Annotated in this window: 19 protein-coding genes; 11 read left to right on the top strand and 8 right to left on the bottom strand. The window is 33.2% G+C overall.

Going from position 1 to position 21,368, the window contains the following annotated elements:
• The first annotated feature begins 54 nt into the window (after positions 1-54).
• The 5 genes from HM986_RS13680 (at position 55) to HM986_RS13660 (ending at position 4,265) form a co-directional block, all read left to right on the top strand.
• Positions 55-1,593, top strand: a complete 1,539-nt coding sequence (locus HM986_RS13680; RefSeq protein ID WP_179335657.1) for a sensor histidine kinase — start codon at positions 55-57, stop codon at positions 1,591-1,593.
• Entirely contained in the window at positions 1,586-2,269 is a 684-nt protein-coding gene (locus HM986_RS13675; protein WP_179335656.1) for a response regulator transcription factor, read from the top strand. The genes HM986_RS13680 and HM986_RS13675 overlap by 8 nt, the downstream gene beginning before the upstream one ends.
• A gap of 127 nt (positions 2,270-2,396) precedes the next feature.
• On the top strand, positions 2,397-3,191 hold the full coding sequence (locus HM986_RS13670) for a hypothetical protein (protein ID WP_179335655.1): 795 nt from the start codon (positions 2,397-2,399) through the stop codon (positions 3,189-3,191).
• A gap of 3 nt (positions 3,192-3,194) precedes the next feature.
• Positions 3,195-3,809, top strand: coding sequence for a deoxynucleoside kinase (locus HM986_RS13665; RefSeq protein WP_179335654.1), 615 nt, complete (start codon positions 3,195-3,197; stop codon positions 3,807-3,809).
• Positions 3,810-4,265 (top strand): glycosyl-4,4'-diaponeurosporenoate acyltransferase CrtO family protein, encoded by a 456-nt coding sequence (locus tag HM986_RS13660; protein WP_179335653.1) that lies wholly within the window; start codon positions 3,810-3,812, stop codon positions 4,263-4,265.
• On the opposite strand, the gene HM986_RS13655 is transcribed toward HM986_RS13660, so the two are convergent.
• On the bottom strand, positions 4,258-5,262 hold the full coding sequence (locus HM986_RS13655) for an App1 family protein (RefSeq protein WP_179335652.1): 1,005 nt from the start codon (positions 5,260-5,262) through the stop codon (positions 4,258-4,260). The two genes, HM986_RS13660 and HM986_RS13655, sit on opposite strands and share 8 nt — an antisense overlap.
• Positions 5,263-5,425: 163 nt before the next feature.
• Between HM986_RS13655 and HM986_RS13650 the strand changes: the two genes are divergently transcribed.
• The 4 genes from HM986_RS13650 (at position 5,426) to lspA (ending at position 11,170) form a co-directional block, all read left to right on the top strand.
• Positions 5,426-7,978: a S9 family peptidase gene (locus HM986_RS13650; protein ID WP_179335651.1), complete on the top strand. Its 2,553-nt coding sequence runs from the start codon at positions 5,426-5,428 to the stop codon at positions 7,976-7,978.
• 133 nt (positions 7,979-8,111) lie between these two features.
• Positions 8,112-9,665, top strand: coding sequence for an NAD(P)/FAD-dependent oxidoreductase (locus tag HM986_RS13645; RefSeq protein WP_179335650.1), 1,554 nt, complete (start codon positions 8,112-8,114; stop codon positions 9,663-9,665).
• Between the two features lie 96 nt (positions 9,666-9,761).
• Positions 9,762-10,655 (top strand): ACP S-malonyltransferase, encoded by an 894-nt coding sequence (gene fabD / locus HM986_RS13640; RefSeq protein ID WP_179335649.1) that lies wholly within the window; start codon positions 9,762-9,764, stop codon positions 10,653-10,655.
• A gap of 11 nt (positions 10,656-10,666) precedes the next feature.
• On the top strand, positions 10,667-11,170 hold the full coding sequence (gene lspA / locus HM986_RS13635) for a signal peptidase II (protein WP_179335648.1): 504 nt from the start codon (positions 10,667-10,669) through the stop codon (positions 11,168-11,170).
• 10 nt (positions 11,171-11,180) lie between these two features.
• Here the strand turns inward: lspA and HM986_RS13630 are convergent, their stop codons facing one another.
• The 3 genes from HM986_RS13630 to HM986_RS13620 form a co-directional block, all read right to left on the bottom strand.
• The gene (locus tag HM986_RS13630) at positions 11,181-11,372 is read right to left on the bottom strand and encodes a hypothetical protein (RefSeq protein WP_020895523.1); all 192 of its coding nucleotides are present in this window, start codon (positions 11,370-11,372) and stop codon (positions 11,181-11,183) included.
• 399 nt (positions 11,373-11,771) lie between these two features.
• Positions 11,772-12,791: a UDP-glucose 4-epimerase GalE gene (gene galE, locus HM986_RS13625; RefSeq protein ID WP_179335647.1), complete on the bottom strand. Its 1,020-nt coding sequence runs from the start codon at positions 12,789-12,791 to the stop codon at positions 11,772-11,774.
• Position 12,792: 1 nt separating this feature from the next.
• A complete protein-coding gene (locus tag HM986_RS13620) occupies positions 12,793-13,953 on the bottom strand; it encodes a DegT/DnrJ/EryC1/StrS family aminotransferase (protein WP_179335646.1) in 1,161 nt (386 codons plus the stop codon).
• A gap of 124 nt (positions 13,954-14,077) precedes the next feature.
• On the opposite strand from HM986_RS13620, the gene HM986_RS13615 reads away from it, so the two are divergent.
• Complete coding sequence (locus tag HM986_RS13615) at positions 14,078-15,316, top strand: 3-deoxy-D-manno-octulosonic acid transferase (protein ID WP_179335645.1); 1,239 nt, start codon at positions 14,078-14,080, stop codon at positions 15,314-15,316.
• On the opposite strand, the gene HM986_RS13610 is transcribed toward HM986_RS13615, so the two are convergent.
• Positions 15,317-15,919 carry an alpha-ketoglutarate-dependent dioxygenase AlkB family protein gene (locus HM986_RS13610; RefSeq protein ID WP_179335644.1) on the bottom strand — a complete coding sequence of 201 codons (603 nt, stop codon included), beginning with the start codon at positions 15,917-15,919 and terminating at the stop codon, positions 15,317-15,319.
• A gap of 222 nt (positions 15,920-16,141) precedes the next feature.
• Positions 16,142-17,461 carry a M20/M25/M40 family metallo-hydrolase gene (locus HM986_RS13605; protein ID WP_179335643.1) on the bottom strand — a complete coding sequence of 440 codons (1,320 nt, stop codon included), beginning with the start codon at positions 17,459-17,461 and terminating at the stop codon, positions 16,142-16,144.
• A gap of 332 nt (positions 17,462-17,793) precedes the next feature.
• On the opposite strand from HM986_RS13605, the gene HM986_RS13600 reads away from it, so the two are divergent.
• Positions 17,794-18,228 carry a hypothetical protein gene (locus tag HM986_RS13600; protein WP_179335642.1) on the top strand — a complete coding sequence of 145 codons (435 nt, stop codon included), beginning with the start codon at positions 17,794-17,796 and terminating at the stop codon, positions 18,226-18,228.
• Positions 18,229-18,304: 76 nt separating this feature from the next.
• On the opposite strand, the gene HM986_RS13595 is transcribed toward HM986_RS13600, so the two are convergent.
• On the bottom strand, positions 18,305-19,306 hold the full coding sequence (locus HM986_RS13595) for a LacI family DNA-binding transcriptional regulator (protein WP_179335641.1): 1,002 nt from the start codon (positions 19,304-19,306) through the stop codon (positions 18,305-18,307).
• Positions 19,307-19,773: 467 nt separating this feature from the next.
• A complete protein-coding gene (locus HM986_RS13590; RefSeq protein ID WP_179335640.1) occupies positions 19,774-21,345 on the bottom strand; it encodes a T9SS type A sorting domain-containing protein in 1,572 nt (523 codons plus the stop codon).
• Positions 21,346-21,368: the final 23 nt, after the last annotated feature.

The following is a 21,368-nucleotide window of genomic DNA, read 5'->3' as shown; positions in this document are numbered from 1 at the left end:
TAACGTGTGTTAACCAATAACTTTTACTAAATAATAACTTTATACATTTGAAATATGAATAATAAAAGATACAGGTGGATTTTATATACCATTGTTGTCGTAATTGTTGCCACGATTAGCATACAAGTCTATTGGAACTACAAAAATTACCAAACCAATAAACAGCAATTAATAAACGATGTACAAGTCAGCTTAGATAAAGCGGTAGATGATTATTATGCAGCTTTAGCAGAGCGCACCACTTTTGGTTTTATTCTTGAAGGCGACCAACAGAAAAAAGCTTTCGAAGAAGGTAGTGAGCTGGAAAAATTTTTTAAAACCATTGATGAATCTAAAAATGAGTTTACAAACCTTGATTCTTTAGATACAAATAGTATTGAAGGTATAACGGTCTTTAGAGGATTTAAGGCAGATTCAATGTCAGAGGCTCATGATAAAACACATAATCCCTTATCAGCAGAGCAATTTAAATTAAAAATAGATAGTCTAAAAAACAACAATAAAGATGTCAATTTAAAAAATGCCGAATTTCTGACCTCTAAAGTGATGATTTCGATAAAAAATGACACACTTGATGTAAAGGCTGTTGAAGAATTAATAGCTAAAGAATTAGAACGAAAAAGCATTAATGTTGACTTTTATTTAGATTATAAAGACATTGAACGTGACGTTAACTATTTTAAGGTAAACGGATCCTTACCAGAATTGGACCCTAATCACATGTCTGATAATTATTTGCAAACAGACACAAAATCTAGATTCCTTCCAAAAGGTACTTTTTTAACCATTCTATTTACTAACACGACTAAAACTATTTTATATCGCATTCTTGGAGGCATCCTAATTTCAACGTTATTAGTTTTGGCCGTAATTAGCAGTTTATTCTACCTCCTAAAAATCATAAAACAACAAAAGCAATTAGCCGAAGTAAAAAATGACCTCATCAGCAATATTACACACGAGTTCAAAACACCAATTGCTACGATTAGTGCAGCTATTGAAAGCATTAGCAACTTTAACGGCATTGATGATAAAGAAAAAACCAAAAAGTATCTCAATATGTCTTCTGAGCAATTAGATAAGTTAAATGTTATGGTAGAAAAATTATTAGAAACTGCAACATTAGACAGTAACAATTTAGAGTTGAATACCGATCATTTTGATATCGTCGCATTACTAGATGCTTTGGTTTCTCGATACAAAATGCAGTTTCCGAATAAAACATTTAAGAGTCATATTCAGCATGAAAGTTTCATTATTAATGCTGACATATTTCATATTGAAAATGCCCTAAACAACATTTTAGATAATGCTGTAAAGTATGGAGGAGAGATTATTTCAATTGAATTGAAAACAAAGAAAACTAATTTTGAAGTTTTAATTTCAGATAATGATAATAGTTTAACCCATGAAAACAAACATCAGATTTTCGATAAATTCTATCGTGTTCCAAAAGGGAATACCCACGATGTAAAAGGGTTTGGTATTGGCCTCTATTACACCAAAACGATAATTGACAAGCACAATGGTTCAATCACATTAGAACTTAATAAAAATTTAACCACATTTAAAATTACACTTCCGAATGGCTAATAAAATTAAACTGTTATTGGCTGAAGACGAAGCCGCTTTAGGACAAATAATAAAAGAAAGTCTTGAAACACGAGATTTTGAAGTCATTCTTTGCGAAAACGGAGATAAAGCCTTTGACAAGTATAAATCTGAAGCTCCAGAAATTTTAGTCTTAGATGTGATGATGCCAAAAAAAGATGGTTTCACTTTAGCTAAAGAGATTAGGGCTATAGACGATAGTATTCCTATTATATTTTTAACAGCAAAATCGCAAACAGCAGATGTGGTTGAAGGCTTTTCTATTGGTGGTAATGATTATCTAAAAAAACCATTTAGTATAGAAGAATTAATTGTTAGAGTTTATAACTTAGTCGAGAGGACCAAGTCTCAAAAGACCGCTGAAATCATAACAATTGGTAAGTTCACTTTCGATTTAGCCAAACAGCAACTAAAATTTAAAGCTGATGAATCGATTCAGTTAACTCACCGAGAATCCCATTTATTATTTCATTTAATTAAAAATAAAAACCAAGTATTAGAGCGTTCTTTAATTCTGAATAAGCTTTGGGGAACAGACGATTTTTTCACTGCGAGAAGTATGGATGTCTTTATAAGTAAATTACGAAAGCAATTAAATAAAGATGAGAACATTCAAATTATTAACGTCCGAGGTTTTGGATATAAGTTGACGGATTAATTTAGAACAAGTCCTTCTAATTATTTAAAATTCCTATTAAAGCTTCTTAATACTTAACTAACCTAATAAATCCGTGAAGCGTAATTGGGGGAATTTTTGTATTTTTCAATCTTATTCGCCCTGAATTATGCAAAAGCTCGTTTTTTTATTCCTTTTCGTCAGTCTGTGCTGCTTTTCGCAAGAAAAAAAACTTCAGAAAATTTCGGCTACTTTAACTGATTCAATACCTCTTAAGGTTCAGCAAATTTTCGGGATTGATAATTTTGGAACGCTCTATTATACCACAAAAAACAATTCATTTCATAAAAAAACAAAGGATACCACTATTACCTACTCCAATTTTCAGCTTGGAGACATTTCATCTGCCAGTACATTCAATCCTTTAAAATTAAATCTATTTTATAAAGACTTCAACACTGTTGTAATTTTAGATAATCGTTTGGCTGAAATTAATAAAGTAGATTTCAATACTATACAACCTTATAAAAACGTCTCTTTTGTATCTTCTGGTTACGATAATTCGCTATGGCTATTTAATCAAGATTATCAATTTTTAGAATTGTACGACTTTAAAACCAATAAGGTCAAATTAAAAACGGTTCCTGTGCAATCTGAAGTTTTAGATTTAAAAAGCGATTACAATTATTGCTACTTATTGACCAAAAAGTATTTATACATTTATAATTACTTCGGAAGCTTAATTCAGAAAATAGAAAATTCGGGCTACGAAAGTTTAGCATTTAACGAAGCTCATTTAATCTTAAAAAAGCATGAATCTTTATTCATTTTAGAAAAAAATGCTTCCGTAATTAAACCCATAAAACATCCAAAAATGTTAATAAAACAGTTTTTGGTAACCAATGAAACAGTGTATATTTACGACTTCAATTTACTACGTCATTACCAATTAAAAATAGAATAGATTATGCATGTTGCTGTTGCAGGAAATATAGGAGCTGGAAAAACAACGCTCACCAAATTACTAGCTAAACATTTTAAATGGGAGGCACAATTAGAAGACGTAGTTGACAATCCGTATTTAGATGATTTTTATAATCAGATGGAACGTTGGAGCTTTAACTTACAGGTTTATTTCTTAAACAGCAGATTCCGCCAAGTCAATCAAATCCACGATAGCGGAAAGGACATTATCCAAGATAGAACCATCTATGAGGATGCTCATATTTTTGCTCCTAACTTGCACGCTATGGGTTTAATGACCAATCGCGATTTTGAAAATTACTCGTCATTATTTGAGTTAATGGAATCATTTGTTAATGGTCCAGACTTATTAATTTATTTACGCAGTTCTATTCCTAATTTGGTCGCTCAAATTCACAAAAGAGGTCGTGATTACGAAAACACAATCAGCATCGACTATTTAAGTCGCTTAAATGAGCGTTATGAAGCATGGATTTCGAAATATGACAAAGGGAATTTACTCATAATAGATGTAGACAATCTAGACTTTGTGGCAAATCCTGAAGATTTAGGAAGTATAATTAATAGAATTGATGCAGAAATTAATGGGTTGTTTTAATTGTTAATTTTACTGTACTTTCTTCAAGCCATCACTTTTACTTTTGTATCATGGACTATTGGATTACTGCTCAATAACGTCGTAAAACACAGACCATTTTATGGTAAAATATCACATTTAAACTTTATAAAAAATGAAGTTTTACGTCAGTCTATTGGATTAAGTAAGTTGAGCTGGATAATTAAAAATAGTTTCTTTAAAGTCTTTAACAAGAACTTAAACCTCAAAAACAGAACAAATAGAGAAGATTTACAAAGCATTAGAACTGAAATGGTTTATGCAGAAATAGGTCACCTAATTGGCTTTGTTTTTCTACTTATTGTTAGTGTCATAAAACTATGGAACGGACTGCTTTTGTCTGCCTTAATAGTATTTCTATTTAATATTATCTTTAATCTTTATCCTATTTTATTACAGCAGCAGAATAAAAGCCGCATAGATCGCATCCTTAAATAATAAACCCACTTTGTCTAGCATGCTCAATAGCTTCTTGACTATTTTCTACTAATAACATCGGTGTCACTTTATACCCCTCAACAATACCTTTAACACGCAACATCTTCTTTTTATGCTTTACACTACGCAAGTAAATAGCTAAAATTCGACCGGGAAATTCTTCAGCAATCTCCATATAAATATCAGGATCGTGCTCTCCACTATCCCCAATTAGTATAAAAGGCAAACTTGGGTACGTTTTTAAAAGGTTAATTATTTCCTTTTGTTTTTGTGGTTTTTCATCTTGAGGTTTCTTTCTAAGGAGGTTACTTAGACTTCGCAGTAAAATTGGTCCTTTTGGAAAATTATTTTGTCGTAAAAAAAGCTCTAAATAGCGGTATAAATTCCAAGGACTATGGCTGACATAAAAAATAGGATTTGCATTTTTACCAGAGACTCCACGGTGCAGTTTATGATAAAACTCTGCAGAGCCTTCTAAAGGAATTCTATTCTTAGCGTGTTTAAAAATAGAATTATAAATCACCTTCCATTTTAAAATAGACACTACACCAGTGTGCAATATAGTATCATCGATATCACTCGCCACCCCAAATTCTGCCTTATTAGACGGAATTAATAATTCACCAGGAAATTTATTTTTATTCTGAATAGAACGTTTAATGTTAACATCGTTATAAGAAATTTCAAAAGAAAGCCAACCTTCAGCATTTGTTAGTTCTTTTAAATTTTCTATATTCTCTTCAGCAAGAAAATAACCGTTTTCGTCCGTATTGACTTTTATAATTTTATTATTTGGTAACTTTAAGTCTAAACCAACATTTTTAATTTCGTCAGTTTCAAATCGTTTCCATGTATTGACAATGAGGTGCCAAATATGCTGATCGTCTAAGTCAATGGATTCATCTTCCAAAGCTCTACCTCTTGCATAAAAACGGGAATTTGTTCCATAACTCTGGAACGCAATAATCTGTAAAGGGTCTTTTTTTAACCAGCTCAATTATGATTTATTTTGAGGTTTCAAGATAGTAAAATCAGTTCATAAGAAAAATATTACCTCCGTTTATTCGTTAGGCTAATGTTAAATATTTACCAATTTTATAATATTACAAGTAATTTAGTCAAATCGAGAAATTTACTCACCTTAAACCAATTTATAAAGCATGCAAAAATTACTATTTTTACTACTTTTAAGCTTGTCATTTAGTGTATCAAATGCACAAAATAGCGAAAAAGAAAGCAACACCCCTATTCCTAATTATAGAGCTGCAGCTAAATATTCTCCTACTAATTTAGGAAAGTTAGTTCATTCGACGTCAGTGCGACCAAATTGGTTAAAAAATGGCAATAAATTTTGGTACCAATTTAAAACAACTGAAGGCTCTGACTATTATATTGTAGATGCCGATAGCCGCAGCAAAAAAGCACTTTTTGATAACGAAAAAATGGCGAAATGGCTAACTGAGATCACCAAAGATCCATACGATGCACAGCATTTACCAAAATTTAATTTTGAATTTGTAAAAAATGAAACAGCAATTCGTTTCTACGTAACTTCAACCGAAAAAGTTGATGAAGAAAAAGACGAAGAAGTTGACGACGAAAAAGAAAACACAACAGAAACAGATTCTACACAAATAGATAAAAAGAAAAAAGGCAAAGCTAAAAAGGCAAAAAAGGTGAATAAAGTATATCATCTTGAGTACCGTCTTGGAGGAAATGGTCTAACTATTATTAGTAATAAAAAGAAAGAAAAAGAAGACTGGAAAAAGTGGGCTAATATCGCGCCAGATAGTTCTGTGGTTTTATTCTCAAAACATTACAATCTGTACTGGATGGATAAAGAAAACTTCTTAAAAGCAGTAAAGAACGAAAAAGATTCAACAATAGTTGAAAACCAATGGACCACAGATGGCGAAGAAAATTATGACTTTGGAGGAAGTAGTCGTGGTGAAAATAATGAGGAAAAATTAAAGAATAAGGATAAGCGCAAATCAGTTAGAGGTGTTTGGTCTCACGATTCTAAAAAGTTTGTATTTCAAAGAACTGATTCTAGGCATATCAACGATTTATGGGTCATCAATACGACTTCTGGTAAACGCCCAACATTAGAGTCTTACAAATACCACATGCCAGGTGAAGATGACTATTATAAAACTGAATTGCATGTGTTTGATATCCCTTCAAAGTCAAATATTCAAGTCCAATTAGATACCGTAAAACAGCAAAGCATTCAAGTGTATCGTGAGCCGAGATTGAAATCGAGTTATAATGATGACTTCAACCCGTCATTACTATTATCTAAAAAAGGTAAAATCTATTATAACACTATTAGTAGAGATCGTAAAAAGCTAGACATATGTGTGGCAGATATTAATACCGGAGAAACTAAAGTATTAATCGAAGAGCGTTTTAACACCTATATAGAATCACGTCCTTTAGTATTGCTAAATAATGAAACTGAAATGCTTCATTGGGCAGAACGCTCAGGCTGGGCACATTACTACTTGTATGATATTGAAGGGAATTTAAAAAACGAAATCACCTCTGGTTCATATCATGTAGAAAGTGCAATTGGTGTAGATGAAAAAAGCAGAATGCTTTTTTTTACTGCACATGGTATCGCCAAAAACCAAGATCCCTATTACGAGCATCTGTATAAAATTAATTTAAACGGTTCTAGTCTGCAAGCTTTAAATCCTGGAGATTACAATACAAGTACGGATATGGCAGATTCTAACGCCTATTTTGTGAGCAACAATTCTAGAGTGAATACGGTTCCTAAATCAGAATTAAGATCCAATACAGGAAAACTTATAATGGATTTAGAAGAAGCCGATTTATCACAATTAATGGCAACAGGTTATCAATTTCCGGAAACTTTTAAAATGAAAGCTGATGATGGTATCACTGATATTTATGGTGTAATGTATAAGCCTTATGATTTTGATGACACTAAAAAATATCCACTATTAGAATACGTTTATCCTGGCCCTCAAACCGAAGCCGTTAATAAATCATTTTCTGTTAGAATGGATCGTTTAGATCGTATGGCACAAGTTGGATTCATTGTAGTCACAATGGGAAATCGTGGTGGACATCCAGACCGTTCTAAATGGTACCATAACTATGGTTACGGAAATTTAAGAGATTACGGTTTAGCTGATAAAAGGCATGTTGCAGAGCAATTAGCTGACCAACATAACTTTATAGACATCGAAAAAGTAGGGATTTACGGCCATTCTGGTGGAGGTTTTATGTCTACAGCTGCCATGTTAGTTTATCCTGACTTCTTTAAAGCTGCAGTCTCTTCAGCAGGAAATCATGATAATAGCATCTATAACAGTTGGTGGAGTGAAACACATCATGGAGTGCAAGAAGAAATGGATGATGATGGTAATGTAAAATACAAATACCTCATTGACAACAATCAATCTTTAGCTCAAAATCTAAAAGGAAACCTAATGCTTATTACAGGCGATGTCGATAATAATGTACATCCTGGAGGAACCATTAGAATGGCAAATGCATTAATAAAAGCCCACAAACGATTCAATTTTATGCTTATGCCCGGTCAACGTCATAGTTTTGGAAACATGACTGAATATTCATTTTGGTTAAGAGCAGATCACTTTAGCAAACACTTTCTAAATACAGAAGCTACAGATATCGATATTACAGAAATGAATAGAGATCAACCCAAAACAAAATCTTAATCCCATTGCTATAAAAGAATATGAAACCACGTTAATTAACGTGGTTTTTTTAGGTTTATATGGAAACGTAAACATTACAACTTATTGCTATTTAAAAAGTTTTGATAACATTTCTTTTCTTTAATTTTGCAATATGATAAAAGCCTTACAACTACGTATTAATTTACAACAAGAAAGACAACCCGATGGTTTGCTTAACAAAGCAGCTAATGATCTGGGAATGAAATCTTCCGAAATTTCAGGAATAAAAATTCTTCGTAAATCGATTGATGCACGTAAGCGCAACATAATGTTCAATTATAAAGTTGAGGTTTACATCAACGAACCAATGCCTGAAACTTCAGAATATCACTTCGATTATAAAGATGTTTCAAACGCAAAGCCGGTTCATATTATAGGTTTTGGTCCTGCAGGTATGTATGCTGCTTTACGTTGTATAGAACTCGGTTTTAAACCTATTGTTTTAGAACGCGGAAAAAATGTAAAAGACCGTCGACGCGATTTAAAAGCCATCAACCAAGACCATTTTGTAAATGAAGATTCTAACTACTGTTTTGGTGAAGGTGGTGCTGGCACATATTCTGACGGTAAATTATACACCAGAAGTTTAAAACGTGGAGATGTTCGTCGCATCTTTGAAAACTTAGTGTATCATGGAGCAACGGATCAGATTTTAGTAGATGCACACCCACATATAGGAACCAATAAATTACCAAAAGTCGTTCAGAATATAAGAGAGAATATTATCAAATTCGGTGGAGAAGTTCATTTTGAAACGCGTGTTACCGACTTCACTATTAAGAATGGTAAGATTGTAGCTATTCAACTTTTAGACGGAAAAGAATTAGATGCTGAAAAAGTCATTTTAGCAACAGGCCATTCTGCACGAGATATTTTCTATTTATTAAATGATAAAAAAATTAAATTGGAAGCAAAATCATTCGCCATGGGAGTCAGGGTTGAGCATCCGCAAGAAATCATTGATGGTATTCAGTACCATTGTAAAGGAGAGCAGCGCGACGAGTTACTTCCTGCAGCGTCATACAGCTTGGTACAACAAGTTAATGACAGAGGTGTGTATTCTTTTTGCATGTGTCCTGGTGGGTTTATTGTTCCTGCAGCCACAGCCAATGGTGAAGTAGTCGTTAACGGTATGTCTCCTTCAAAACGAAATAATAAATTCGCTAATTCTGGTATTGTCACAGAAATCAATGCCGATAAAGACCTTTATAAATACGAACATTTTGGGCCTTTGAAAGCTCTCGAATATCAAAAAGATTTAGAACGTTTAGCCTTCACTGCTGGAGGACGTAGACAATCTGCTCCTGCTCAAAGACTGACGGATTTTGTTGAAGGAAAATTATCTTCAAGTTTAAATGAAACCTCTTATCAACCTGGTTTAAATTCAGCACCATTACACTCCTTATTACCAAAAATAATTGGAGGATCCTTACGAAAAGGATTTAAAGCTTTTGGCGAAAAAATGAAAGGGTATTACACTGAAGAAGCTAATATTATTGGTGTAGAATCGCGTACCTCATCACCAGTGAATATTCCAAGAACAGAATCTTTAGAACATCCTGAAATCACTAATCTTTTTCCATGTGGAGAAGGTGGCGGTTATGCCGGCGGAATTATTTCGGCTGCCATGGATGGCGAGCGTTGTGCTGAGGCGGCTTGTTCTTAGAGTTTTCAATCAATTATACGCTAACTGAAAACTGCGACTGAATACTGCAAACTGCAAATATTTATTCCTATTTTTGCATCTTAAATTGAAACACAAATGAACGCATATATATTCCCAGGTCAAGGTGCTCAATTCTCAGGAATGGGATTGGATCTTTACGAAAATTCACCATTAGCACAAGAATTATTTGAAAAAGCCAATGATATTTTAGGCTTTCATATAACAGACATTATGTTTGAAGGCTCTAAGGAAGATTTAATGGAAACCAAGGTAACTCAACCTGCTATCTTTTTGCATTCTGTAATTTTAGCAAAAACACTTGGGGATAGCTTTAAACCAAATATGGTTGCAGGTCATTCTCTTGGAGAGTTCTCTGCGTTGGTTGCTGCTGGTGCTTTAACGTTTGAAGACGGACTTAGATTAGTATCTCAGCGAGCACAAGCGATGCAAAAAGCTTGTGAATTACAACCAAGTACAATGGCTGCTGTTTTAGGTTTAGAAGATAATATAGTAGAAGACATCTGTAAAACTATAGATGGAGTTGTTGTCCCTGCTAATTATAATTGTCCTGGTCAGTTAGTCATTTCTGGTGAAGTTGACGCTATTAATAAAGCTTGTGAAGCTATGAAAGAAGCTGGAGCAAGACGCGCTTTAGTATTACCGGTTGGTGGAGCCTTTCACTCTCCTTTGATGGAACCTGCTCGTGAAGAGTTAGCGGCTGCTATAGAAAACACCACGTTTAGTAAACCGAACTGTCCTATATATCAAAACGTAACAGCGTCTGCTATTACGGATGAAAACGAAATTAAAGCCAATTTAATTTCTCAATTAACGGCACCTGTGCGCTGGACGCAATCTGTACAGCAAATGGTTGCTGATGGCGCAGCTCATTTTACGGAAGTTGGTCCTGGAAAAGTATTACAAGGTTTAGTAAAGAAAATACATAGAGACGCAGAAACAGCTTCAGCTACTTTTGAAATTAACGCCTAAACTTTAAGGATTTGAACAGAACACTATTTATCATCATACTTATAGCATTTAATATTGCTATTGATCAAATTTCTAAAGTCATCGTTAGAACTACAATGATTAGAGGAGGGAAAGGACAAATCAATGTTATACAGGATTATTTCCAACTGATCTGGGTAGAAAATAAAGGTGCTTTTTTAGGTATGGGAAGTGATATGAATCCAACCCTTAGATTAATATTCTTGTTGATTTTACCAACTCTTGTTTTAGCTTATGTGATTTATTATATCATTAAAACTAAAGAATTAGACCGGATGAGCCTTATTGCTTTTTGTTGTATTGCAGGAGGAGGTATAGCCAATGTTTTTGACCGTATTGTATTTGGCCAAGTCACTGACTTTTTCTACATCAATTTGGGAGGGGTATTTAAAACTGGCATCTTTAATGTTGCTGATATGTCCGTTACTATAGGCATGGTCATATTGCTATTGAGCGGAATATTTAACAACAAAAAGAAAGAAAGCGTTTCTGCTTAGAATTTTAAAACTAACGTGCTAGTTTACAATCTTCGCAATCTTTGACTTCACCATAATATGTTTCTCTGTATTTGTGAAGTGTTTTATATGGGATACTTAAGAATTGCTTTTTAATATAGGTAACATTAGTTAACATTACACCCATTTTTTTTGTGAAGCGACCTTCGGTTTTGGTCTCTCTTTTAATACTAATCAATTTCATGTTGTTCAATTATCATTCACTACAAAGCAACGAAGATTCATGGCCAACTCCAAGAAATCAATGTTAAAACCTAGCTAACAGCTTTTGATATTATCATATTGAAAATCAGACACTAAATGAATTAACATATTCGCAACGTTGTTGCTTGTCGCTTACATATTCAATAAACGCAAAAACACCTAATTTTAGCTATTTTATGTGAAAAACATCTTTTTTCATAACAAAAATGATGTTTTCATTGTAGAAATACTTAAAGTTATGTCGTCATTTAGTGAAATAATATGCTACCCTACAATTTGGTTTTAACTGTCACATTTGATCTTGAATTTCTTTACTAAAAGTGCTGCTCCGAAGAGCAACACTAAGATTCTGAAAACGTTATTAGGCATTACTAATTCGTTATTTTGTTCTAATTTTTTGCTCCCATTTCCATGCCGAAGTCATAGCATCATCTAAGGTTAACTCTGTTTTCCATCCTAAAACAGTATTTGCTTTAGACGTTTCAGCATAAGCCGCAATAACGTCACCTTCTCTTCGATCTACAATTTTATAATTTAAAGATGTTGCTGAAACACGCTCAAAGGACTGTACAGCCTCTAGAACAGTACTACCTGTTCCTGTGCCAAGATTAAAAAACTCGTAATTAGAATCATTTTTATCATTTAAAAGACGTTGTAAAGCCACGACATGTGCTTTTGCTAGATCCACCACATGAATATAATCTCTAACACAAGTACCATCAGAGGTAGGATAATCCCCTCCAAACACAGATAATTGCTCTCTCATACCGATAGCTGTTTGTGTAATATAAGGTACTAAATTTTGAGGAACACCAATAGGTAATTCACCAATTTCGGCCGTAGGATGGGCGCCAATTGGATTAAAATAACGTAAGGCAATTGCCTTTATATCTCCATTAACGCGGCACGTATCTCTAATAATTTCTTCACCGATCTGTTTTGTATTTCCATAAGGAGATTCTGCCGCTTTTACAGGTGCATTTTCAGTAATTGGTAATTCATCTGCCTGTCCGTAAACAGTGCAAGAAGAGCTAAATATAAAATTCTTCTTACTCAAACCTCTCAATTCTTGAAGTATATATACCAAAGTGGTTATATTATTTTCATAATACATTAACGGTTCTGCAACACTTTCACCAACGGCTTTATTTGCTGCAAAATGAATGACACCGACAATATCGTTATGACGCTTAAAAAAATCTTGAACGTCAGGTTTCACTTTTAAGTCTAATTTTTCGAAAAGTGGTTTTTTGTTAGTGATAGCAGTAATACCATCTAAAACTTCAATTGATGAATTAGATAAATTATCTATTATTACAACGTCGTAGCCTTCATTCTGTAATTCCACAACGGTATGCGATCCTATAAAACCTAAACCTCCGGTAACTAAAATTTTCATATTATTTATTCTCTTGTATAAATTTTAAAATTGTACTTGTAATACATTCAATCTGTTCATCGTCTAACTCTGTATGCATGGGAAGCGAAATCACCGATTGGATAAGCGCATTGGTCACTGGAAAATCTGATTCATTATAGCGATCATCCATATATGCTTTTTGTCTGTGTAGCGGAATTGGATAATATACTCCACATGGGATATTTGCCGATTGTAAGTGTGCCACAAGTGCATCTCTATCTACTCCTTTCAAATTAAGTGTATATTGATGAAATACATGACAATCGCATGTATCACAAATCCCTTCACATTCTGTTAAACCAGATGGAACGGTAATATTTGGATGATTTTTAAAAGCCTCACTATATTTTCTAGCAGCATCTCGTCTTGCATTATTGTATGCATCTAAATGTGGTAATTTAGCATCTAAAACAGCTGCTTGAATAGAATCTAAACGTGAGTTTACACCGACAACATCATGATGGTAACGCTCATACATTCCATGGTTTACAATACCTCTAATCTTGTGTGCTAACTCATCATCATTTGTAAAAATAGCACCACCATCTCCATAACAGCCTAAATTTTTAGATGGAAAAAACGATGTAGAAGCCACATGTCCAATAGCGCCCGTTTTTGTTTTACTACCATCTTTATGTGTATAACTTGCGCCAATGGCCTGTGCGTTATCTTCAATTACAAATAAGTTATGTGCTTTCGCTAACTCCATAATCTCATCCATTGCGGCAGGTAAACCAAATAAATGAACCGGCACAATAGCTTTTGTTTTTGGTGTAATTGCCTTCCTAATTGCCTCTACATCAATATTAAATGTAATAGGATCTACATCTACCAAAACCGGAGTTAATTGCAACAACGCAATAACCTCAACCGTAGCTGCGAATGTAAAATCGGCTGTTATGACCTCATCACCAGGCTGTAAGCCTAAACCCATCATCGCAATTTGCAAGGCATCTGTTCCATTAGCACAAGGAATGACGTGTTTTACTTCTAGATAATTCTCAAGATTTCTTTGAAACTCATGGACTTTAGGACCATTAATAAAACTGGCATTATCTAATACTTCTTGAATCGAAGGATCTACTATATCTTTAATTTTGGCATATTGACTTTGAAGGTCAACCATCTGTATTTTTTTCATCGTGAAGACTACATTTTAGTGTAAATATAAAAAAGCATAAAGCTCTTAGCGAAAATACGAAATTGTAAGCGCTGAGCCAATGCTTTTAATTGAAAGAAATGTATTTTAGCACAAATCTTTTTTTTTGAAAGGACTCTATTCCATAGGAATTTACTTAGCTGATTTTATTATTAAAATTGCTTCATTATTCAATTCTAAATTGAAACAAGGTGTTGTAGGTAGAAAAAACACCTTTTTGAAGTTAGAAAATGTTATTACATCACAAGACAAAACGTTTTGGTTTCATTGCGCTTCTTTGGGGGAATATGAACAAGGTTTGCCCGTTTTTGAAGCTTTAAAAGCTAAACATCCTAACTATAAAGTGGTATTATCATTTTTTTCACCTTCTGGTTATGAGGTTAGAAAAAACTCAAAAATCGCGGATGTTGTGGTTTACCTTCCTCTAGATACTACTGCAAATGCTAAACAGTTTTTAGATTTCGTGAATCCTGATTATATTCTATTTGTGAAGTATGAAATCTGGCCTAATTTTCTACATGAAATCAAAAAGCGCGACTTAAATGCGATTTTAATTTCTGCTGTATTTAGAAAAGACCAAGCCTTTTTTAAATGGTACGGTTCTTATCTTAAATCCGCTTTATTTGGATTCAATCATATTTTTACACAGGATGAGAATTCTAAATTATTACTTAAAAGTATTGATTATAATTCAGTTTCCGTTTCTGGAGATACACGATTTGATCGGGTTTCAAATCAATTAAAAATTGATAATACGGTTTCTTTTATTGAAGAATTTAAAGATGACAAATTATGTATGGTCTTTGGAAGTTCTTGGCCAGATGATGACAAATTATATATGGATTTTATTAATTCTAATGAAAATTTAGATGTAAAATTTGTAATTGCTCCACATAATATAAAGGTAAGTTATGTGGCTTCTTTAAAATCGCAATTAAACGTAAAAACGATTTGTTATTCAGAATTAACTGAAAATCAAAATTTAGCCGATTATAAGGTCTTTATTTTAGACACTATTGGCTATTTAAGTAAAGCTTACAGCTATGCCGACATGGCTTACGTTGGTGGAGGTGCAGGCACAACTGGTTTGCATAATATACTAGAACCTGCAGTATTTGGAATCCCAATTCTTATAGGAAAAAACTATGAGAAATTTCCAGAAGCTAAAACGCTTATTGATTTAGGAGGAGTTACTAGTTTGGCTAGTTCTTCAGCCTTCAATGCTTCTTTAAACGCTTTAATTACTGATGCTAAATTGAGAAAAAGACAAGGTGAGATTACTAAATCTTATATTGAGTCTAATATTGGTGCTGTCGTAAAAATTATGGGTTATTTAGAATCTTAATTAATATTCTATAGTTCGAAACGTTAAGTTTATTCTCGGTGTTTTTACTTTTTTAGTTGGTGGCAAGCGATGTACCCAATGGGTTTGAGTTGATCCTTTCATCACTAACAAACTGCCTTTTTCCAACTGAACAGAAACATTTTGCTTAGTCTCTTTATTTTTAAATAAGAATTTACGTTCTGCACCAAAACTTAAAGACGCAATGGCTCCATTCTTTTTTAAATCCTTTTCGCCATCACTATGCCAAGCCATACCTTCTTCTCCACTATGGTATAAATTAAGTAAGCAAGAGTTAAAAGTTTCTCCTGTTTTGGCTTCTACCATTTCCTTAAGTTCTAAAAGCTCTTTAGTCCAGGGTAGTGCCGATTTTGTAGTTTTAGAATAGGTATAATCGAAGGGTTGGTCTCCGTACCAAGCTACTTTTCGCTTCGTGATAATTAATTTTCCAAAAATGATGGCTTTATCATTCCTCCAATTGATATGTTGAAGTAATTTTTCGTAATAATCTTGTGCTTTTTCAATAGACATTATGGAACCATAATAATTGACTTCACCATCAAATGGTAAAAGATTAGATTCTATTTCTGAATTAAATAAGTCCATAGTTTCAAATACATATAATTAAGTCCTCCTATTTTCTTTACTAATCTTAAAAGTTGAATAGCTACACTACTTTTTAATTTTATTAAATAAACTTTTTAAATACCTTGTTCTTTACTGGCAGCACCATCTAAATTACTTACTGTATTATACTCTAAATATTTGAGTAAATTCCAATTTTAAACAACATAAAAGTAGTAAAGTCTTTTTTTATGAATTTTTATTCTACAATTTAGAATTCACTAACCTATACATCAACACTGCGGTTATTTTTGCTTGTATCGCCACCGTGTTTAAATCCCCGGTTTCATTAATTGTATGGTCATCTCCACCACCCGTAAGTCCTAAACCATCGATTGCCATCTCTACATATTCTGATGTAAATGAAATATCTGCAGCACCTGCATTTCTTGGATTTACAGCAGTAACAGGTCCAAAGCCTAAATCTTGACTTACGATATTGTAATACCCCAATAACTTTACATTCCCATCGGTTTTTGTCAATGGAGGATACGCTCCTGCCGCAAATGTTAATTCCGCTTTCGTTTTCGGATAATTTTCTGAAACAATCTTTTCCATTGTTGCTTTAGCTTTTGTTAATTGGTCTAAAGACACCGCTCTTAAATCTCCTCTAACAATAACGTCTTGAGATACCACATTCGCTTTTCCAAAGGCATGTCCTCCCGTTCCATCGTCATCCGGCTGTAACGTTGTACCTCCAATAATGAATCCCGGATTAAAAGTTAAATCTTTTTCTTTAGCTAACTGAACGTAAAATTCATTTAAAATTCGAGACGTTTCATATATGGCTCCTGCTCCAATAGCTTCCGTGAAGATTTGTGAAGAATGCGCTGGATTCCCAGTAACTTTAAGTTGCCAATCTGCAGAACCTCTTCTAGAAACTACTATTGTCTTTGGATTGTTATCTCCATTTTCGAAGCCTAAAGCAATATCTGCACGTTTTGCAGCATCGATTAACGCTTTTTTAGACAATTCTAAAGGATCTCCACTTTTTTCTTCATCGCCCGTCATGACGATTTCGACAGACATATCATTTAAAAGTCCGGCTTCGTGTAGCGCTTGCATGGCTAAAATGATGATAACGTCACCACCTTTCATGTCGGCAACTCCAGGCCCTTTCATTATAGAATCATTGAGCATAGTGTATTCTTGAAAAGGACTTTCTAGTTCAAAAACCGTATCTAAATGACCAATCATTAAAAACTTTGGTCCTTTTTTTCCTTTTCTTGTGGCTATTAAATGTCCGGCTCTGCCATAAGCATCACCATTTGTTAATTCGGTTTTAAACCCTAATTTATCTAATTCCTTTTGAAATAAACGTCCTACGGTTTTTACACCTTTAAAATTCATAGTGCCGCTATTAATATTGACTGATTCTTTAATCAAGTCAATAGCGTTTTCAGTATGCTTATCAACCGCTTCTATAATGCTTTTTTCTATTCTGTTATTTTGAGAAAAACCCAAAAGTGAAACGCATAAGACAGCAATGAAAAGTGAATTTTTATAATTGGATTTTAAAGTCATGTTGATCTATTTTAAAAAATTTCTTCTGGTAAATATATGTTTCTGAGTTACAAGTTTGTCACTGAATGTGAATTTAGATTAACCCAAATTCTTAAATTTTAGAACTTAAGATTATCTTAAGTCGTCTTTATCGGTTCTTGAATTAAAATTATTGCGTTATCGTCATCATAAAAGTAATTAAAATCGAAAATAATCCAAGGCATAAAATCCAAATGCATTACTACAAACGTATATAGCAACGATGTACGAAGATTAATCAATAAAAGATATTGATAATTCACTTAAATTATTATTTTCGTATATTAACATAAATTAACACTAAAACCAATAAAATGAAAAAAGTTGTATTAAGTTTAGCACTAGTTGCCGTATTAGGATTATCATTTACTTCTTGTAGAGAAACAGCTGACAAAGCAGAAGACGCAGTAGAAAACGCTTCAGATGCTACAGGTGATGCTATAGATGATACTGGTGATGCTATGGATGACGCTGGTGACGCAATAGAAGATACTATTGATGATGCAGGAGACGCTATGGAAGATACTATGGACGATGCAGGTGATGCTATGGATGACGCTGAAACTGCAGCAGGTGATGCATTTGACAGCGCTAAAGAAGGAGCTAATGACATGGCTAACGATGCAAAAGATGCTGCTAACAATGCAGTTGATGGTGCAAAAAAAGCCGGTACTGACGCGGTGGATTCAGCTAAAAAAGCTGGTAACGACGCTGCAACTAAGGCTGCAGATAAAGTTAAAGGTTTGTAATATCATATCCCTTTAAAATAAAAATGAGCTTGATTTTTATCAAGCTTTTTTTTATGCCCTATTTTTAAAATTTAGTTTACGATGATTCACTTAGTTTTAACTCGCTAGGCACTACAATAGTTTTCATTTTTAAATTTTCATCTTTAATATTATCAATCAATAATTCTGTAGACATCTCTCCTATCTTATGTGCTTTTTGATGGATAATAGAAATTTTTGGACTCGAAAGTAATTGTGTATGCTCGTAACCAAAACCAACTACAGACAAATCTTTAGGAATGTTTTTACCTAACTTTTTAGCCATATTAATCGCAACAATACCTGTAATATGATCAATTGACAGAATAGCGTCGATGGAGGTATTCTCCTTTAAGTAATCATATATTCGCTTTTCTACATCAGTATCAACAGCATTATCTAATTTTAAAATATGGAGATCTAAATTATGATCTTCTAAAGCTTTTGTGTAACCACTCATTCTAAGTTGACCAACACTGAGTTCTTCTATATTACTTACCAGCAGAATGTTTTTTCGTTTTTCTTTCACTATTAAATGTTCAGTAGCGTCGTAAACAGATTGAAAATCATCGACTATTACTTTATTACATTCAATATCATCAACGACTCTATCAAACATTAATACAGGTAATTTACTTTTTATAGCAGACTTTATATGATCTGTTTGTTCTTTGACTTGACTCTCTCTTGCTACTGCTATTATAAACCCATCAACACTTCCATTAGCTAAAAGATCTAAACTTCGTTTTTCTTTATGCAAGGTTTCATTAGATAAACAAACAATGATATCATAGTCGTTATTCGTGGCTGTTTTTTCTATACCATGTAATACTTCCGCAAAAAACGGGTTAGTAACCGTCGGAAGAATAACGCCAATAATTTTAGTTTTATTAGTTTTTAATTGCTGTGCTATTCTATTAGGTCTATAGTTAAGTTTAGTGGCAAGTTCTTTGACTCGGACCCTAGTATTCTCACTAATTTCATGACTGTCATTTAACGCTTTTGAAACGGTTGAAACTGAAATATTTAAAAGGGCAGCTAATTCTTTAAGTGTCGTCATTATTTTAATCTTTTATATAATCGAGAAAGAGCGTATAATATACGCTCTTTATAATTCTTATTAAAAAATATTCAAACTAGTTTTTAACAAGTTTTATTTATTTGAGAGTCATTTTTAATAGATTTTTGAGCTTAACAAATAGTCTTATTGACATCACTAGTATCAATTATCTTTTTATCTGAATTAGGGGTGTTAACATAGGCTTATTCAAACTGATAATTACGTCTTCAGTATTACTGATTTATAATTTATTTTTGAATTCTAACTTGAGTTAATAGTATTAAAATACACATTAACTAACACAGTATCTAATTGAATTAAAACTTTAACTCTTGTTAAAAAAAATCCTAAGCTTAATGTTTAAAATAAGAAGCGATTAAATGAATTTTAGCTCATCTAATCGCTCCTAAACTAAGCTTTAATTTAATGGAGGGTATCTATTAGCAACCTTCCTGTAAATAATGCGATTATTTTTTAATTAACTTAATTGTTTTAATTCCATTGTCAGAAATAATCTTAGCAATATAAATTCCTTTGATTAAACCAGAAGCATCAATTGACACATCAGTTGAATTTGGAGTCATAGAAACAACTTGCTTTCCTAATACATCAAACACCTGTACTGAACTAATGCTCTGATTGGTAGTTTGAATATTCCAAACTGAATTTGTAGGATTTGGATATACACTCACATTTTCTAATTCAAATTCGTTAGTACTTAACGTCGTTGGTGCTCTATAAACATATAAGTTGTCATACCATACCTTACTTGGAAGATTAGAGGTGATACCAAATTCTTTAAAACCAGTAAAAGTGGTTAAATCTAAAGGGATATCAATTGACATCCAGCTACCAGCTACTAAAGCAGGAGAAGAACCAGCATTTAAATTAATTTCGAATGCTGCACCACCTGGCTGATTTACTAATTTCAAATTAAAAACAGAAGAAACTAAATCAGTACCAGCTTCTATATAAACATCAACATGTAAATTAGTACCCGCAGCAGCATTAAAAGTACTAGCATCAACAGCTGTATCTAATACTATTCCTTGACAAGCATTATTTAAGTATTTTTGAGTTGGATTACCAAAAATCATAACTTCTTCAACAGAAGAAAATCCACACCAACCTGCATCAAATGTACTAGCAACGTCAGTGTAAGCATCGCTATACAAAGAAATAACATCCCACGCATTTCTAGCTATTGGATCTGTTGCCGCTGAAGGAGGACCTTCAAAAGTAAATGAAACTGTATAAGTCTCTGTAATCAATCCATTTTGTGAAACAACTACAACACTTGCATTACCAGGAAGTGCAGTAGCTTGATTTATCGTTACAGATGTCGCTGTTGCATCTGTTGAAGTTGCCGCAGTAATTTGAGGAATATCTGTTATACCTGGAGATAAACCATAATTGTAATTAAAAACACCCGAACTAAAACCATTAATTGTTGTAGCATCAATTTGTAAATCGCTTAAAGTAGCATCTGATCCAGGTGCTGTTGGATTTTTCCAAAAATATAAGTTATCTACATAAATGCCATCAGAAGACCCATTACCATTATCAAATTTAAACTGAATAGCGTTTGATAAGTCTCCAGTGATTCCTGAAACAGGAATATCTACACTTGTCCACGTACCTGATCCTGCATTTGTTATTCCATGAGCAATTTCTGCTCCCGAACTAATTACAAATACATTAGGATTAAAGGTACCATCAATCCAAATATCAACATGCAAAAACTCCATAGATGAGATATTTTGAACGCTTCCGAATTGAACTCCTTGATAATTGAAATTTGGATAACCTAAAGCTAAGTTTCCAGTACCTGGATCGAAAGCAGTATTTGCTACGCCAAAACCAGATTGACCCCAATTTGGATTAAAATCCGTACCCATTACATTAGCATATTCATCACTAAAGATTGAAATCACATCGACTGCGTCTCTCGTTGGTGGTGTTGCCGCATTATCTGCCGGCCCTTGCGAGTAACCTAATACTACTGATAGCATCAGGAAAAGAAAAGTAAATTTTTTCATAATTGTTGTTTTTGTTTAGTTAA

The sequence above is a fragment of the Winogradskyella costae genome (genome assembly GCF_013403865.1).
Taxonomy (GTDB): domain Bacteria; phylum Bacteroidota; class Bacteroidia; order Flavobacteriales; family Flavobacteriaceae; genus Winogradskyella; species Winogradskyella costae.
The sequence above is the reverse complement of the archived record's forward strand: the minus strand, read 5'-3'. Positions and strand labels throughout refer to the sequence as shown.